General features: G+C 39.3%; 18 protein-coding genes. 2 read left to right on the forward strand and 16 right to left on the reverse strand.

What is annotated here, in order from left to right; genetic code table 11:
* Nucleotides 1–35: 35 nt before the first annotated feature.
* Both A9260_RS16055 and dapD read left to right on the forward strand, forming a co-directional pair.
* On the forward strand, nucleotides 36–680 hold the full coding sequence (locus A9260_RS16055; protein WP_068700770.1) for a MarC family protein: 645 nt from the start codon (nucleotides 36–38) through the stop codon (nucleotides 678–680).
* Nucleotides 681–850: 170 nt separating this feature from the next.
* Nucleotides 851–1,882, forward strand: a complete 1,032-nt coding sequence (gene dapD / locus A9260_RS16060) for a 2,3,4,5-tetrahydropyridine-2,6-dicarboxylate N-succinyltransferase (RefSeq protein WP_068700772.1) — start codon at nucleotides 851–853, stop codon at nucleotides 1,880–1,882.
* Between the two features lie 132 nt (nucleotides 1,883–2,014).
* On the opposite strand, the gene A9260_RS16065 is transcribed toward dapD, so the two are convergent.
* The 16 genes from A9260_RS16065 to A9260_RS16140 form a co-directional block, all read right to left on the reverse strand.
* Nucleotides 2,015–3,316 (reverse strand): dicarboxylate/amino acid:cation symporter, encoded by a 1,302-nt coding sequence (locus tag A9260_RS16065; protein ID WP_068700773.1) that lies wholly within the window; start codon nucleotides 3,314–3,316, stop codon nucleotides 2,015–2,017.
* Nucleotides 3,317–3,745: 429 nt separating this feature from the next.
* Nucleotides 3,746–4,792, reverse strand: a complete 1,047-nt coding sequence (locus tag A9260_RS16070) for a tetratricopeptide repeat protein (RefSeq protein WP_068700966.1) — start codon at nucleotides 4,790–4,792, stop codon at nucleotides 3,746–3,748.
* A 21-nt stretch (nucleotides 4,793–4,813) separates the two neighbouring features.
* The gene (locus tag A9260_RS16075; RefSeq protein WP_068700776.1) at nucleotides 4,814–5,758 is read right to left on the reverse strand and encodes a type II secretion system F family protein; all 945 of its coding nucleotides are present in this window, start codon (nucleotides 5,756–5,758) and stop codon (nucleotides 4,814–4,816) included.
* Nucleotides 5,759–5,760: 2 nt separating this feature from the next.
* Nucleotides 5,761–6,726, reverse strand: coding sequence for a type II secretion system F family protein (locus tag A9260_RS16080; RefSeq protein ID WP_068700778.1), 966 nt, complete (start codon nucleotides 6,724–6,726; stop codon nucleotides 5,761–5,763).
* A 15-nt stretch (nucleotides 6,727–6,741) separates the two neighbouring features.
* Nucleotides 6,742–8,187: a CpaF family protein gene (locus A9260_RS16085; protein WP_068700788.1), complete on the reverse strand. Its 1,446-nt coding sequence runs from the start codon at nucleotides 8,185–8,187 to the stop codon at nucleotides 6,742–6,744.
* A 17-nt stretch (nucleotides 8,188–8,204) separates the two neighbouring features.
* The gene (locus A9260_RS16090; RefSeq protein WP_068700791.1) at nucleotides 8,205–9,419 is read right to left on the reverse strand and encodes an AAA family ATPase; all 1,215 of its coding nucleotides are present in this window, start codon (nucleotides 9,417–9,419) and stop codon (nucleotides 8,205–8,207) included.
* A 31-nt stretch (nucleotides 9,420–9,450) separates the two neighbouring features.
* Nucleotides 9,451–9,972 carry a TadE/TadG family type IV pilus assembly protein gene (locus tag A9260_RS16095; RefSeq protein ID WP_068700793.1) on the reverse strand — a complete coding sequence of 174 codons (522 nt, stop codon included), beginning with the start codon at nucleotides 9,970–9,972 and terminating at the stop codon, nucleotides 9,451–9,453.
* Nucleotides 9,969–10,403, reverse strand: coding sequence for a TadE/TadG family type IV pilus assembly protein (locus A9260_RS16100; protein WP_068700799.1), 435 nt, complete (start codon nucleotides 10,401–10,403; stop codon nucleotides 9,969–9,971). Before A9260_RS16100 ends, A9260_RS16095 begins: the two co-directional genes overlap by 4 nt.
* A 2-nt stretch (nucleotides 10,404–10,405) precedes the next feature.
* Entirely contained in the window at nucleotides 10,406–11,644 is a 1,239-nt protein-coding gene (locus A9260_RS16105) for a Tad domain-containing protein (protein WP_068700802.1), read from the reverse strand.
* Nucleotides 11,645–11,667: 23 nt separating this feature from the next.
* Nucleotides 11,668–11,907 carry a hypothetical protein gene (locus tag A9260_RS16110; protein ID WP_068700804.1) on the reverse strand — a complete coding sequence of 80 codons (240 nt, stop codon included), beginning with the start codon at nucleotides 11,905–11,907 and terminating at the stop codon, nucleotides 11,668–11,670.
* A 15-nt stretch (nucleotides 11,908–11,922) separates the two neighbouring features.
* A complete protein-coding gene (locus tag A9260_RS16115) occupies nucleotides 11,923–13,386 on the reverse strand; it encodes a type II and III secretion system protein family protein (RefSeq protein WP_068700806.1) in 1,464 nt (487 codons plus the stop codon).
* Between the two features lie 8 nt (nucleotides 13,387–13,394).
* A complete protein-coding gene (gene cpaB, locus A9260_RS16120; RefSeq protein ID WP_068700808.1) occupies nucleotides 13,395–14,126 on the reverse strand; it encodes a Flp pilus assembly protein CpaB in 732 nt (243 codons plus the stop codon).
* The gene (locus A9260_RS16125) at nucleotides 14,123–15,445 is read right to left on the reverse strand and encodes an AAA family ATPase (RefSeq protein WP_068700810.1); all 1,323 of its coding nucleotides are present in this window, start codon (nucleotides 15,443–15,445) and stop codon (nucleotides 14,123–14,125) included. The genes cpaB and A9260_RS16125 overlap by 4 nt, the downstream gene beginning before the upstream one ends.
* A 33-nt stretch (nucleotides 15,446–15,478) precedes the next feature.
* A complete protein-coding gene (locus A9260_RS16130; RefSeq protein ID WP_068700812.1) occupies nucleotides 15,479–16,009 on the reverse strand; it encodes a prepilin peptidase in 531 nt (176 codons plus the stop codon).
* 95 nt (nucleotides 16,010–16,104) lie between these two features.
* A complete protein-coding gene (locus A9260_RS16135; protein WP_068700815.1) occupies nucleotides 16,105–16,296 on the reverse strand; it encodes a Flp family type IVb pilin in 192 nt (63 codons plus the stop codon).
* Between the two features lie 101 nt (nucleotides 16,297–16,397).
* On the reverse strand, nucleotides 16,398–16,571 hold the full coding sequence (locus tag A9260_RS16140; RefSeq protein WP_197485308.1) for a Flp family type IVb pilin: 174 nt from the start codon (nucleotides 16,569–16,571) through the stop codon (nucleotides 16,398–16,400).
* Nucleotides 16,572–16,604 lie beyond the last annotated feature (33 nt).

Consider the following 16,604-nt stretch of genomic DNA (forward strand, 5'->3'; position numbering starts at 1 on the left):
AAAGCTAGATTGTTATTTACTCATTTAAGGACTATATGAAAGATCTTATCATACATACGCTGACTGTGTTTATGGGCTTTTTTGCCATCATGAACCCTATAGCAAACACTCCCATTTTCATTAGTTTAACTCGTGGCAACGACTCCCAAACGATAAAGTCCATTGCACTGCGTTCAGTGGTGATTGCCTTTATCATCATTACTGTATTCGCAATCTCAGGAAAGCTCATTTTCGACTTGTTTGGCATCACCTTGTATGCCTTGCGAATTACTGGTGGGATCTTGGTATTCAGCATTGGCTTGAACATGCTTCGAGGCAATAATGAGCATCATGGTTCCGAAAAATCTGCCAGTCACACAATTGCGCAAAAAGAAGCAGCTTTAAGTATCGGTGTATCCCCTCTTGCAATGCCTATTCTCGCCGGTCCCGGAGCTATCGCCACCGCAATGAACTTTGCGGCCGTTGGTGGAAACGTAGAAGTTGTCATTACTATTATTTCTTTCGGATTGCTCTGTGGCCTGACTTATCTTCTGTTTGTTTCTGGAGAGCAATTTGTCAGAGCTATCGGTCCTAGCGCTCTAAATGTAATCACTCGAATGATGGGATTAATACTGGCTGTCATCGGTATGCAAATGCTGATTGAAGGTATTCACCAAGCTTATATTGCTTTGTTCATCTAGATTTTAGAACGGCATTTTGTCAGTTTTTATCATTTAGACCTTTTCAGCCATGCACGCGCTGATTATAGTGTAAGGCTATCAACAAAATTTGAGAGGTACGCTTTTCTTAACTGATGTATTGCAAGCAGTTAAGAACAGCGTGCTAAATTACCTTATATGGAGATTAATTGATGTCTTTCTTCGCACTGGCACTCGGTAGCGCAACTAAAAACCAAGACGGCAAAGTTATTGAAGCCTTCTTCCCTGCCCCTATTCTAAATCCAACAGCTGAGCTTATTGAAGCGGTCAAACAAACTGTTGATTACAAGCAAGGCAACCAAAGTCTTGAACTGACTTCTGAGCAGTGCCAAGCACTGGTTACAGTATTTGAAAGCAACGGCCAAGCAGCAAGTGCAAGCTTTGCAGCAAAGGCTGCTCAGTCTACACAACCTCTAGTCATTGTTGCTCTTGAAAGTGACGAAAAACCTCAGTCTGTTGCTGAAGGTTTTTTAAAGCTTCAACTTATCTCTCATCGCCTAGTTAAGCCACATGGCATTGTACTTGATGGTATCTTTGGTCTTCTGCATAACATTGCATGGACTAACGAAGGTCCTATCGACCTTCCTGAGCTTGCTGAGCGTCAAATTGAAGCTCGTCTTGCTGGTCGCGCTTTAACTGTCGATTGTGTCGACAAATTCCCTAAAATGGTTGACTACATCGTTCCAACAGGTGTGCGTATCGCTGATACATCTCGCGTGCGCCTTGGTGCTCATGTTGGTGAAGGCACGACAGTCATGCATGAAGGTTTTATCAACTTCAATGCAGGCACAACTGGCGTAAGCATGGTTGAAGGTCGTATCTCAGCTGGTGTAATGGTTGGTAACGGTTCAGATATCGGTGGCGGCGCTTCAATTATGGGTACGCTATCTGGTGGTGGTAAAGTCGTTATCGCTATCGGTGAGAACAGCTTACTAGGTGCAAATGCAGGCCTTGGATTCCCTCTAGGCGATCGTTGTACTATTGAGTCTGGCTTGTATGTTACAGCAGGTACTAAGGTACGTATGCTAGACAACAGCGGCCAAGAAGTTGAAGTAGTTAAAGCTCGCGACCTTGCTGGCAAATCAGATCTTCTGTTCCGCCGTAATTCTCAAACAGGGATTATTGAGTGTCTAACCAATAAATCCGCTGTTGAATTAAATAGTGAACTGCACAGCAATAATTAATTAGCTCTGCTCACACTCTAATTCATAAAAACCTATAAACAAAAAGGTCTGCACATATGCAGGCCTTTTTAGTTTTATATTTTGCATAAAAAAGAGAGCGTTCTAAGCTCTCTTTTTTCATTAATGCAGTGATTAAACTGTCGGTTTAAGGTGAACTTCTTCTACCTTTTTACCTGCATCAGGATCATTGAACGTATCAATATCCAATGCACCTTCAGATTTACCCACAATAACAGTAACGGCACTATCACCAGTAATGTTAACCGCAGTACGAATCATATCTAACAAGCGATCCACACCCATAATAAGTGCAATACCTTCTAGTGGTAGACCCACTTGGTTTAATACCATAGCTAGCATGATAAGACCGACACCCGGTACACCAGCGGTTCCGATAGAAGCCAGTGTTGCGGTTAGGATAACCGTAAGGTAATCACCCATACCCAATTGAATGTTGAACGCCTGTGCAATAAAGGCTGTCGCAACACCCTGCATGATTGCAGTACCATCCATATTGATGGTTGCACCCAAAGGTATAGTGAAAGAAGCAATGCGGTTTTTAACACCTAGACGATGAGTTGCAGTTTCCATCGTTACCGGAATAGTTGCATTTGAAGACGCAGTAGAAAATGCGAACATTACGGCATCTTCCATTTTCTTCAAAAAGTGTAACGGATTCAGACCAGTGGTTACTTTAAGTATTAGAGGGTAAACAATAAGACCTTGAATCAATAATGCCGCTGATAGAACTAGGAAGTACTCTCCCAAGTTCATAATGGCACTCAATCCAATGGTGCTAAACAATTTAGCCATTAAGAAGAACACACCGTACGGTGCAACATTCATCAACAATGCAACCAGTTTCATGATAACAACGTTAAGGTCTTGGAAAGCAGCAGCGACACGCTCACCAACTTCACCACATGCACTTATTGCTATACCAAATAAGACAGCAAACACAATAATTTGCAGTGTGTTGCCCTGAGCCATAGAGTTGATAGGGTTAGTCGGGAACATACCCACTATCACTTGCCCTAATGACGGAGCTTCACTTGCGCTAAATGTCGTTGCGGCAGCAAGGTCTGCACCAGCACCAGGCTGGAAAACTGTCCCCATAAAGATCGCCATAGAAATGGCGATCATGGTCGTGACTAGGTAAAACGCAATGGTTTTACCGCCCAAGCGACCTAACGTAGCAATATCCTTTAATGAACTTGTACCACATACTAGTGAGACAAAAACTAAAGGTACAACAAGCATTTTTAAACTAGCGATGAAAATTGATCCGCCTACGTCAAATAAACCATTGACCAAATAAGCATTAATAAAGTGGTTATCGCTAAACGCTAATCGAATGATAAAGCCTGTCAATACACCTAATCCCATACCGAGAATGACTCGGGCGGTCAGTGACTTCTTTTTATTGGTATTCATCTGTGAACACTCCTATTTATCTTTTAATTATGACTTTGAACGGCTACAAAGTTGCGAGGCAGGTTAGCAGGCGAACAGCCAATACATATTATCATCTAGATTAAAAAGAATAAAAGTGTGATCAACACCTCACCTTTAACCTCCCAAATCGATAGTAAAGTACTTTTATTTTACATAACAAGAACATGATAGATTAAAAAACAAACAAGGTGGGTTATTGCAATATTTTATATACAATCAATGCCTTATCTATCGTTTAACACTAACTAAAGAGAATGGATACGGTAATTAAAAGTGTAGTAAAAAGTTTAGAATGGATAAGAAATAAAAAATGCGTCTAAAACTAAAAATAGACGCATCATTAAGGCATTGATTTAAAGGAAGTTACTTGCAATATAAAATCATAAACTAGCAAAAACTACCAGATAATCACCCTTTGCTTGTATCTGTTACTTCATCTTTATTAAGAGTCTGTTCTTTGTGTAATCTAACCTCTGATAACGCTCGCTCAAGATTTTCATTAGCTACTTTATAATACGATGGGTTCTTATCTATCGCTTGCTGTAAGAACGGTATTGCTTCATCTGGTTTTCCTCTTAGCATCAAAAAGTAACCGACATTATTAAGAGCTTCAGGGGTGGTCATGTGACGCTTAAAGATATTTAATGCTTGGCGGTTATCATCTAAGGCAATGTAAATTAGAGCTAAATTATTTAGCGCTTTTTCACTATTAGGGTCAGTTTTCAATGCTCTGTTTGTGATTCTTTGAGCCAGGTAATAACTACCACTCATATAATGTGAATACCCTAAATTGATCATAGCCTGCGTAGATCGCGGGTTGATCTCTAAAGCACGCTCATAATATCGTTTTGCAATATCATATTTGCTCTCAACATCAGACAAAATACCTAACCCCATATAGCTTCTAAAAGGGCTTTTTGAATCATAAGGTAAACCTTGCAACGTATCACCAGTCACCTCTGAATGACTCTTCAATACATTAGGGTTATTGAGCCTAACCTGATCAGCACTAATCGCTCTAAAAAAGTATGACTGACCTTCAGGCGTCAGCCCCTGCTTTGTATACAATAAGCCAAGCTCTTCTAAAGATTTAACATCATTTTTATCATGATCTAATGCTTGTGTGTATGCTTTTTCCGCAAGGCGAATATTCCCCTTGGCAGTATGGATTCTACCTACTGTATATAAGGTCTGATTTTGATGAGTTGCATCAGAAAAAGATAATGATCTGAGATATTCATATAAGGCTAAATCGTAATTTTTAGTACTTAGTGCTGCATCACCACGAGTAATCGCTTCCATTTCAGTTTTTGGTGGCTCTTCATTCGTTAATGATTCAACTGGTTTACCCGCATATAGAGAACCATCAAACTCTTTAGGCTCATCTTTGTTTGATGCACACGCACCTAACAAACTGCACATAACTATTGTGATCGCTGTTTTTTTAATATTCATATCCATTACCATCATCCTTAATTATTTTAGCGAATCAAAAAGCGTTATTAGACCTGGGCCGAGTGCCACAATGAAAAAACAAGGCCAAATAAACAGTACCATTGGAAAAAGCATTTTAGTGGGTATTTTCGCTGCAACTTCTTCTGCGGCTTGTTTTCTTTTATCGCGATAATCTTCAGTATAGTCTCGTAGTGTCTGGGCGATACTGCCACCAACTTTAGCCGCGTGTGAAAGCATGCTCACAAGACCCGTTAATTCCTCAACACCTGTTCGGTCAACCAACTCTCTAAAGGCTATGGGCATTTCAACACCAGCCTGGATTTTGGCGCAGACCGTTTCTAGTTCATCGGCAAATTCAGGGTGACTAATCACTAATTCATCCCCTACTCGCTTTAGAGCTGCATTAAAACCCAGTCCTGATTCAGTACACACCACCAATAGATCGAGTGCATCCGGTACTGCCGCTTTTACTTTATCTTTTCGCTCAGAGGCAAATCGAGCAAGTAACATGTTAGGGCCAAACAATCCAAGCCAAACCCAAGCTATAATAAGTAAAAGCATGTAGTTTGACTCTTGCATTAATAAGTATGTAGTAACTGATAAAAATAACCCAATCAAAACAGTAATAAGCTTTAAGCTATAAAAAATAGAAAGCGCATTAGAATCATGAAAACCAGCTTGAATTAACTGACTTTGCATATTTTCTCTTTCTTTTTTACTATTAGGTACCATAATCGGTGCCATATTACCTAACTTACTTCCTAGCTTCTCAGATTTTTTAGGTTGGATATCACCTCCACTAAGTGCTTTTAATTTACGCTTTATCGGAGAGTTAAATCCTAAAATAATCATCCCAAAAGCTAATACTACTAACATGGTGCCAATCATCACCATTAAGAGAAATATATTATCTTGACTCAGGAGAGTTGACGTATCGATTTGTGAAGATAATTCATTAACATTCATAATCACACCTTGATATTGATTACTTGTCTAATCCAAAATGCACCTATAGCTAAGCTTACGATACCTACACTCACTGCAGTAATTCCTCGGGGATCAGATATGAGTAAATCTGCATGTTCAGGGTTAATAAACATGGTCAAAATATAAAGAGCAAAAGGGGATAAAACCAAAATCCAAGAAGATAATCTAGCTTCCGCTGATAGAGTTTTTATTTTACGAGCCAGTTTAAAGCGAGCTCGAAGTACTTGAGAAACCTTATCTAAGTTTTCTGTTAAATTACCGCCCGTTTCTTTTTGCAAAATAACTGCACTAGAGAATGCCAACATAGACACGGTAGGTGTTCTATCTACCATTTGTAGAATGGCCAACCTCATGTCGTAACCAAAGTTAAGTAGGTTAAAGGTTTTCTTAAACTCAATACCAATTGGTGCTGGCATTTCCTCTCCAACCTCTTTAAATGCTTGGTTGATAGGTTGCCCAGCCTGAAGTACCCGTTTGATCATGTCTAAACTCTCGGGCAATTGCTCTTCAAACTTCTCCAAGCGAGATGATATTTTCTTTTGAATAAACATATAGACAACAACATAGACACCAATGAAAACGGCAACACTCACATACCACAACTGTCCGGTGTATAAAGAGACAACCACCGCTAACAAGCTAGTTAAAGCTGTCCATCCTAATAACTTGCCTAATGTTATGCTGAGTCCAGACAAGTCGATCATTTTCTTTAATTTTTCAAATACAGAAAACTTGACCATCTGGCGTTCAAACGGCGTCATTTCTTTTAGATAGTACTCATGAAGAAGCGATAGGCTTTCTTCATCTAATTTCTTTTGTGCTTGCTTTAAGCGCTTAGTTAACTCGCCATGTTTTGCCTTTTGTCCCGCTACCGGTAAAAGCAAAGCCTGAGAAATAAATAGTACGGCAAAGAACAGTAACGCTAGAAATAAACCAAAATCACCCATATCATCACCGCCTAGCTATAATTTAGTCGCTTTAAAAGTTTCAAATGGTATATCCAGACCACGCTTAACCAGAGCATCGTGACATCCAGGTACAATACCAGTGGCGATGTAGTTACCAATAATATTGCCTTCCTCATCTATTCCCTGTCGTTGAAACTTAAATATTTCAGACATGGTAATAACATCCCCTTCCATACCATTTATTTCACAAATACTGACCATTCTACGCTTACCGTCTTCTTGTCGCTCCATCTGTACAACCATGTGGATTGCGGAAGCTATCTGAGAGCGCAAGTTTTTGGCCGACATATTCCAACCCGCCATAGCAAACATATTCTCCACTCGGCTTAGAGCATCTCGAGGTGTATTGGCGTGAATCGTCGCAAGAGAGCCATCGTGACCAGTATTCATAGCCGCTAACATATCTACCGCTTCAGAGCCACGAACCTCACCAATAACGATTCTATCTGGTCTCATACGCAGTGAGTTTTTAACGAGATCTCGCTGACTTATCTCCCCCTTACCTTCTAAGTTGGCAGGGCGAGTTTCAAGGCGAATAACATGAGGCTGCTGAAGTTGAAGTTCGGCAGAGTCTTCTATAGTGACGATACGTTTATCACTAGGAATAAATGATGAAAATATATTAAGTGTGGTAGTCTTTCCTGAACCAGTACCACCTGAAATAAGAATATTTAATTCTCCCTTCACGGCAGCTTCGATCATTTTAGCCATTTCAGGGGATAAGGAATTAAACCCTAACATGTTATCCATATTTAAGCGGTCTACCGCAAAGCGTCGAATTGAAACTGACGCACCATCAATTGCTAATGGTTGTATGATGGCATTGACACGAGACCCATCTTTTAATCTTGCATCCACCATTGGTGATGCTTCATCAATACGTCGCCCTACTTGGCTCACTATTCTGTCTATAATATTTCTTAGGTGCTTTTCATCTAAGAATGTATATGGGGTTCTTTCTAATTTACCAAATCTCTCAACATAAACATTCTTCGGACCATTAACCAGAATATCTGATACAGATTTATCGTGAAGAAGAGGTTCAAGAGGTCCCAAACCGAAGACTTCATCTTCAATTTGTCTAGTGATTCTTTTTCTTCCTTCCAAACTCACAGGGTGACTTTTATCATCATTCATTAATTGATGAATAGCCTCTTGTAGCTCTTTTTTTGCTCGGCTTTCTTCTAAGTTTGCCAGTACGCCCAGATCCAGAGTTTCTAACAATTTTTTATGAAAGTAATGTTTTACATCTGACTCCTGCTTTAAATGTTTATCTGACTCTGCAGGAATGTCATTTGGTAAAGGCTTACTTGGAGACGGGGGCTTCGGCTGAGAATTAGCTTCTTCCTGAGTAGGGTTTTCACTCTGAGGCTCAGTGGAAGGTAATGAGTTGGCTTTTTTCTCAAAGTCTGGATTTATATTTTTTCGCTTAAACAACATAATTCATCCTAATTTCATCAGCTAAAGATTTTCCCTAACCAACCTGTCTTCTGTTCTTTAACAGGTGCTATTGACGACGCTAAACGACTGATGGCTTCCGAAACCGCTGATTTTTTTTTGCTCAAGCAAAAAGGTTTTCCAAGGTTAGAGCTTTCATTAACGACTCTGTAATCATTTGGCAAAACATGAACTCGAATCTGCCCAAGTGCTTCTTCTATATCCGTTATCTTTAATGCTTGTTTCTTGTCATAACGATTGACAACAACTTCTACATGCTCTTTAGGCAACCCATATTCCAACTCAAGAACACCCAGCATGTCATTGGTATTTTTTATCGAGACATAACTCTGCTGAGCAATAAAGTAGACTTTTGTGGATTGAGAAATCAAAGAGCTATAGTTTGCTTCTATGCCACGAGAAAGATCTGCAACTATATGAGTATAGTGCTCACGAAGCACTGGAATAATAGTATGTAACCCTCTAGCTTTGAGCTCATTTTCAATAGGGTGCATTTGTTGGAAATTTAGAAAGCTCAAATTACAGCTATGTTTACTGACTAAGGTTTGCAATGCTGTCTCATCAAGATCACTTGAGGCATCAATAATATCATGTAACCCATACTGCGGTTTTAAATCTAGATAATCTTGGATAGCACCAAATTGGATATCTAAATCCAAAAACAATACTTTGTTACTTTCATTCTTGGCCAACTCAATAGCGGTATTCATTGATACCGTCGATGCACCACTGCCACCCTTGCTATTGACAAAAATATGCAGCTCAGCTAATTCTTTATTTGAAAACTTATCATCCGCAACCGTTGTCAGAATAGATGCAAGACCTTCAAGGCTTGTTAACTCAGATAAAAAATCTGAAGCACCAATTCTTAATGCAACTTTTAAGTCGAAGCTATTTCCTTCATCACCAAATACAACCAACGAAGAATTACTATTTTGTAAAACCAAACTATTCGAGTACAACTCGGTCAGTTTTTGCGCCCAGTCCCCACTAGACTGAATGAAAATCAAATCTGGAATTGTTCGTTCTTTAACATTATTAGAATCAAATTCATTGAGAGTAATAAAGCTAGTAAATGCATTAGTACATTTAGCTAGCTCAGTTTCTATATGTTTTTTGAATGCATTTGTGCTATATACGATCCATATAGAGATTTGGCTTTTTAACGCCAATTTAAAATCATCATTTGCATTTGTTTGCATGATTTCGTTCATTCTTCCTTGACCTTAGATATTTAACTTTTAATTATTTACAATTAGGACTCGCTGGCACTGAGTCATCACTTAATGGACGATAAATGCCTAAACTCTCACTAGGTAAAATAGTTTCAAAATCAGACACACTTGTGTTGCTGCCAAAGACATTGACTAGCAATGAAAAGGCGTAACTAAAGTCTTCTATTTTTGCGCGAACAAATTTAATTTCTAAAAACTCATCATTGGTAATGGTTCCCGAACCAGAATAAACCACCACACCACTACCATTTAAATAGTCTATCTTTAGCATCTCTGGCTCATACCCTGAAGGGGCTATAGACTGAATAGTAGAAAGGCTGGGAATTCCAGATGTTTTAGCCTCAGTAACACTACAAACTGTTGCTAGTCGCGCTGCGGTTCTTGTTACTTCATTAAGCATTTGAAGTGAAAAAACAAAACGAGCAAGCTCAAAAACGGCAAAAATAGCCATCAACAGCACAGTACTTACCATAGTAAATTCGATGATAGATAAGCCTTTTTCGCCACGTTTTAATTTTGTTCTTTTAATCATGGTGCTGTTCTCATGATTGTTGATGCCGTCATGGTTACATCAAATGAAGTTCCTATTATGGGCAGCGAGCTAAAAATTGGAACATAATCGTAATTGGCGGTTACTGTCACATAATTACTTATAGACGAATCATCAATTGAAATATCTGCCTTAGTCAGTCCAGGTAGAACCGTATTAGTATCACAAATAGAACTACCACAAACAACTATCGACTGGATATAATCAACACTAGCAATACCGCTCAACCTTTCAGTACCATAAGTTTCAACAACTGCTGATCGCACTCCGCTCTGTAATGCTTTATTCAGGGTAGTGTAATGCATGAACATTCTACCCATCTCGACGATGGCAACCAATAGCAGTAATAAAATAGGCAATACAAATACCATTTCTAAAGCGGCTAATCCTCGGTTTCGCTTAAAATTAATCATTATCAAGCTCCTGCACCACTAGGATCTTTATAAAGTTGAATTTTATAAGCTCCACTATTGCTGGGTGTTAAACCAAAAGATGCATTATTAACACGGCAACTTTGTATAAACTCGCCGTAAACCTCTTGCTGTTCATTATTACCATTACCGTTACTTTCTGGCGCTTTAGATATTAAAAAGAAACACCCTATCGTAACCACAGGAGCTTCAAAACCAGCTCCACTACCTGTTCCCTGAGTACAATTTAAAATTGGCATCTGAAGTATACGTCTTCCGGGCTCTCCGCCTGTTTCAGGAATAAAATCATCTCGAGATATTTCTGTAACATAATTATCGTAAGTAAAAGTAGAATCCGTAATATTACCATCGTCGTCTTTGGTAACAGACCCGCTAGTTGTTAAGATATCTTTGGGGTAGTCAGGATCATTAGGGTCGCCAAAACGAGTATTTAATCCATTCTTAACTATCCCAACTTTATTACCTGGGGCACCTTTTGCAACACCATCAACGAGGCATTCGTTATAACCGCCAGCCAAATGCTCATCGAGGTCATCCATTCCCTGCTCTCCATAGTTGAGAAGTCCAAAGTTTCCTGGTGCCCCAATCTCGCTTTTCTTCCAATCACCAGTCTTCAGTGTCTTCATTTCGCCAATAGTAAAACCACCAAAATCTTTGTCATTTTCGTCAATTGCACAAGCAGCCATCGGCACCAAGTTACACAGTGTCTCTACTGAAGAACTTGGCCCTGCAACCGCACTAGCTGAAACTGACTTATCTAAACCAAATAACCCGACAAAAAATCCACTCAAAGATACCCCTGAAACCTCAACTCTCACATAAGTATCATCGTCATTACCTACCGTCCCTGGAAACGATGTGGGGTCATCAGAAAGCTGAATTGTTAATGTGGCACTGTCAGAAAGTTGCAAAGACAATGATTGCCCTTGAAATGAAGCGCTTTGATCGACCGAAATTTCAGTATTCCCATCTAAAGAAGAGTAGTTTTTTAAAGTGTCTAATATCGCAAGTGCTATTTTGTTCTGATTTTCGTCTGCATCTGCAACAACAGCCCCCGCTAGAGCGGCTGCATCGACACCGTTTTGCAATCGGGATTTATTTAAAACCAAGTGATTAATATCGATAGCAAGAGCTGCGAAGCCAAGCAGTACAGTAAGCGCTAATGTAAAAACAATAATCACTAAGCCTGACTGCTTACCTCTGTTAAAACTACATCTATGCATAGAAGCAACCTTCGTTTGAATAATTAAAGTTGAAATCCTTCAATAGTTATATTTTTACTACTTCCTTTATTGTAGCCCTCAATTGTTGATTGAGCGCGCTCACCACTACCCTCAGGTATGACACCCTTGTTCTCTTCTGTCGCATTAGGGTTGTAAACTTGCTCATTTTTCACCAAGGTCATTGCAGTACCCAAACGAGGATTATTCGAACAGGCTGTTACTCCAATAACACACAACATCAAAAAGATCGGCTTAAAATTCATTACGTGCTCCTGCAATTATAAAGAATGTCCAAATTGGCCTTCTGAGCCACCGCTTGCCGTAGAGGCTTGTACGCGCTCCGTTGATTCTTGCTGTTGTTTTGGTTTTACTCTTTCATTGTCTAAGTAGGCTGATTTACCAAGAAGATAAAACTCTATATCAGTAGGCTCAACAAACGCATCTGTTGGTAAGGCAATTTTATCTCTGTCTACCGGCTTCGCCAGCCTTGGAGTAACTAAAATAACCAGCTCTGTTTCGCCCGAGACATATTGCTTACTCTTAAACAAATTCCCTAAAACAGGAACATCACCTATCCCAGGAACTTCATTCGCGACATCCCGACTATTTTCATTAAGCAAACCTGCGATACCAATAGTCTGACCATCAGCGAGCTCTATAGTTGATGATGCACTACGTTTGGTTAGAGGAGGCACGATATAGGCGGCATTAACATCTCCAGGACTATAAGAAAGTGCTCCAGATGTCGCCACTTCACTGACATCAACCGCTAGCTCTAGATTGATTTTCTGATCGCTTAATACAATGGGAGTAAAGTGAACACTGACACCATATTCTTTATATTCGATACCGATGCCATCATCACTTGGTACAGGGATAGGAAATTCACCACCGGCTAAAAACTTCGCTTCAGATCCACTTAAAGTCGTCAGGTTCGGTTCAGCAAGTACCTTTGCAACACCATTTTCTTTTGCTATATCTAAGGCAAAAGTAAACAACGTATTACTATCAACAAGCCCACCTAATAAACCAAAATCATTTACTCCAACAGCATCAATAATTGGCAGAATGCTGCCACCAGCCTCACCAATACCAGCGCCTGCTGTAGTTAAGCCCCAAGTAAAATCACCACTTTGCTGAAAGAAACGGAAGTTAGAATCAAAACGACGAACAAGCGATCGCTGCACTTCAGCCACTGTAACCTCAAGCATTACTTGCTGAGCGCCACCAATGGTCATTAAATTAATTACCCCAGACTCAGCCTGCCCTGCATTACCATCTGAGGCATTAACCGCTTGCCCACCAGAAAATGTCTGAGCGACTTTTACCGCTATATTCATTTTCTCTTGGCTACTCACTAAACCACTTAAAATCAATTTATCTTGCGCACTATGAACCTTAATATCTTCCTCAGGAAGAAAGTCATATAGTTTAGATTTTAAGTTATTAAGATCATGTGTAACTTCGATATTTAATGACTCTATTAGTCTTCCCTGTGCATCCCAAGCCGATAAATTTGTTGAACCGAGCTTTTTACCGATAAGAAAAAGCTCATCAGCCTTTAACATGACGATATCTAGAACTTCAGGATCACCTAAAGACACTTTTTTAGCCTTCCCGGATATCTTCACATGGGTTGATTTGTGATGAGGAATAGTAATTGTGTTTCCCGATTGTGTAGATGCTTGAACCGAAGGTAGAAGCAAGGCAATCAAAGCAAATATTGCAAAAATCCGTTTCATGATAAGCCTCAATTATTTACGCGAACGTTAGATTTATTTGTGCCCTTGATAATGGTGACACTAGGAGGAGCAACGTATTTTCTAACGGGTGGATCGATAGCTTGAGGATTTCTAAGTGCAAGCTGTATCGCCCCTCTACTATTTTCAGATAATAGTTTTTCCGCCTCACGAGGAGTAACTTCTAGAGTTACCGCTCGTACGATAATAGGTTTGTTTTCACTGGCTTTCGCTGTTTGGTCTACCGCAAGCACTTTTATATTTTTCAATACTGTTTTAGTTCGATTATTAACAGTATTTAAAATATCAACTTTGTTTCCTGGTAATAGAAAACCGGCAACACCAACAACATCATTAACTCGAATAGTTACCGCACGCTTATCCTCAGGAATTAATACCGCCAAGCTAGCCCCTTCATTTGGACCACCAAAATGCGATTTATGGACTAGTTCGCCCTCAAATACCGGTGACTTAGCGACCATACCGACAAGCTCTGAATAATTAAGAACCTGATTTGAATTCTGCCATGCTGACTCTAACTGTTTTTTGGTCAGATGCTTTTCTTCAATAATTGTACCTTCAGGAATATCAACAGCCGCAATCACCGTAGGACGTCTCTCAACGGTCTCCACTTTGACCTGAGGCTGTGTTTGACCTTCCATCCACTGTTTCGCCACCATCACGGCACCTAAGCCAAATACTACTGACAGAATTAATAGAAATAATACCGTTCCTTTACTCATAATACTGATTCTCCCTGTTCGTCAGCAGTGAAATAAAGATCCCATGCTCTTTGTAATATAGTAGAGTCTACCTGAGGTGCAATCTCTTCGAACTGAATAATATCTAAACTAATGCCTAATAAATCTTTAGGAAGGCATGGAAAATACCCTACCTGATGCAAACTATGCAGACTTAATAAGGTTTCAAGAGCACTGGATAATAATTCCAAACTCTTACTACTAGCTAAATCTGTCCATAAATTTAAATAATCACTTTCAACAAGAGGTTGAAATTGAATTTTATAACCAAGACGTCTTAAAAATGCAGGATCAGCGATCGTTTGAGGATCTAAGTTAGTGGAGAATGCCATAGTTAAAACAAACGGAATGGTAATTTGTTGACCATTGGGTAGTGAGAGATGATCATAGCTATATTCCATAGGTACGATCCAGCGATTGAGCAAAGTAGCAACCGGCATAGGTTGCCTTCCTAAGTCATCAATAACCAAAATACCGTTATTGGCAATCATCTGTAAAGGTGCAATCCAAATGCGATTGTGTTCGGTATGGTTAACTTCTAACATGTCCATTGTTAGCTCACCGCCAACTTGTACATTAGGGCGCTCACATAACACCCAACGTTTATCATAATGGCTTTTTAGGCTAATCACCTCTCGATTATAGGTATTATCGACAGGCGTATGATGTTGAGCTGAAAATACTTTTATTATATTTCCCGCTGCATAAACAGAATAAGGAATATATACCGATGTATTTAACGAGTTCAAAATTCGAGCGGCAACAAAGCTTTTCCCGGTCCCCGCATGTCCATACAGCAGCAATGCTCGACCTGAGTTTATCGCTGGACCTAACACAGGGATTAGACGTGATGCTCCATATACATCATTAAGAGCGCGCTCTACATCCGGTCGGGCTACTAGATTAGCTCGTAGATCCTGAGCTACAACCATTTTATTGTATACATCTAACGGTACAGGTACAGGCCCGATGTAAGCATCTTTTTTAAACGCATTATCAGCTTGAAGCTGCCCTTGCTCTGAAAGTGCATACCTAACATGGCTTTTTGCAGCATCAGAAAAAAGAGATTCAGAAGCTGGTTGGAATACTTCGACTAATGCCTTTTTTCTTAGATCGGCTAAGAGGTCTTCAATTAAGTGCGTTACGATACAGAGAAGGCGAGCTAAAAGAAGAACGTCAGACTTCGGCCTGGCGGCAAGGTGTTTTAATATTAAGTTTTCAACCACGGCTTCAGGAATTTGAAGATCTTCAAACGAAGACACTATTTTAGGTTCGTCGACCTGTGGAGATAACGTTTGCATTATTATTCATCCTAGAATACATATAATAAAAATTTAGTTGAAGTAGTAGAACATAGCCAATCCAATCACTATTGAAGGGGCGAATGGCATCACCAATTTGTCACCATATCTGGATATTTTTAACGATTTTTTTTCAGCTTCTGACATTGGCATATGTAATGTAACTAATTTATACCAGCGCTCTTTTAAACTCAAAAGAAAACCTTTTGGGTTTAGGTTATTAGATCTTCTATCAAAAAAACAAAATGTAGCAACTACTCCACCTGACAACAGGATCCAATAAAATAAGCTTCCAATATCAGTTATTCCTGTTACAAACCCGATAACGAAAAATAATTTAACATCTCCAGGAGACATAGCTCGTACAAAAAACAATACTAGCCCAGCACAAAATAAAATAACTCCAGCCTTCATCGAGTCAAGAAACAGCATAGTATCCGATACGCTGATAATCTCTAGTGTTCGCATACCAATAAGAGCTAATAATATGACATTTGGTATTCTTTTTTCAGTAAGGTCAAACAAGGCAACAATAAATAGTAATACCCAGTAAATAACAGAGATGACTTTTTCCTCAAGAAAAAAGGTTCGTTTTTATACGAACCTTTTTTAAAACTAAATTTCATACATATGACTATGCAAGTAAAATCACCCGAAACCTAAGGTGTTGTCGTGTTTTTTGCATCAAGATTAGACATCGTTGTTGATAAACTAGTCTTCAGACCTTCTTCCAATTGTGTAAATACTGCAGTAATAGCTGCAACTAATAAAGCCGCACCTAAAACGTATTCAACAACTGTTAAACCTTCTTCATCTTTAAAAAATGAAACAATATTACTTTTAATATCCATATAAAAAACTCCAAAATAAACGCCGTTTCAGTAAACTAAGAATAGTTATAAAATAAAGACCACGCAAGTAAAAAAAAACATATAAGTGATTAATATCACAGCTAACCTTTGTTCACCGACTTTATCGTTATACTTAAACTATTACTAAGTCCATTTTCAAGTGCCACAAATACCCCAGTTATTGCAATTACCAATAACGCAGCCCCAAGTACGTACTCAACAACAGTGAGTCCATCCTCATCATTGAAAAAATTAACGATTCCTGCTATTCCCATGCTCACCTCCATGTTTGGCAACTTCAAAGCAGC

The organism is Vibrio sp. UCD-FRSSP16_30 (assembly GCF_001676025.1).
Taxonomy (GTDB): Bacteria; Pseudomonadota; Gammaproteobacteria; order Enterobacterales; family Vibrionaceae; genus Vibrio.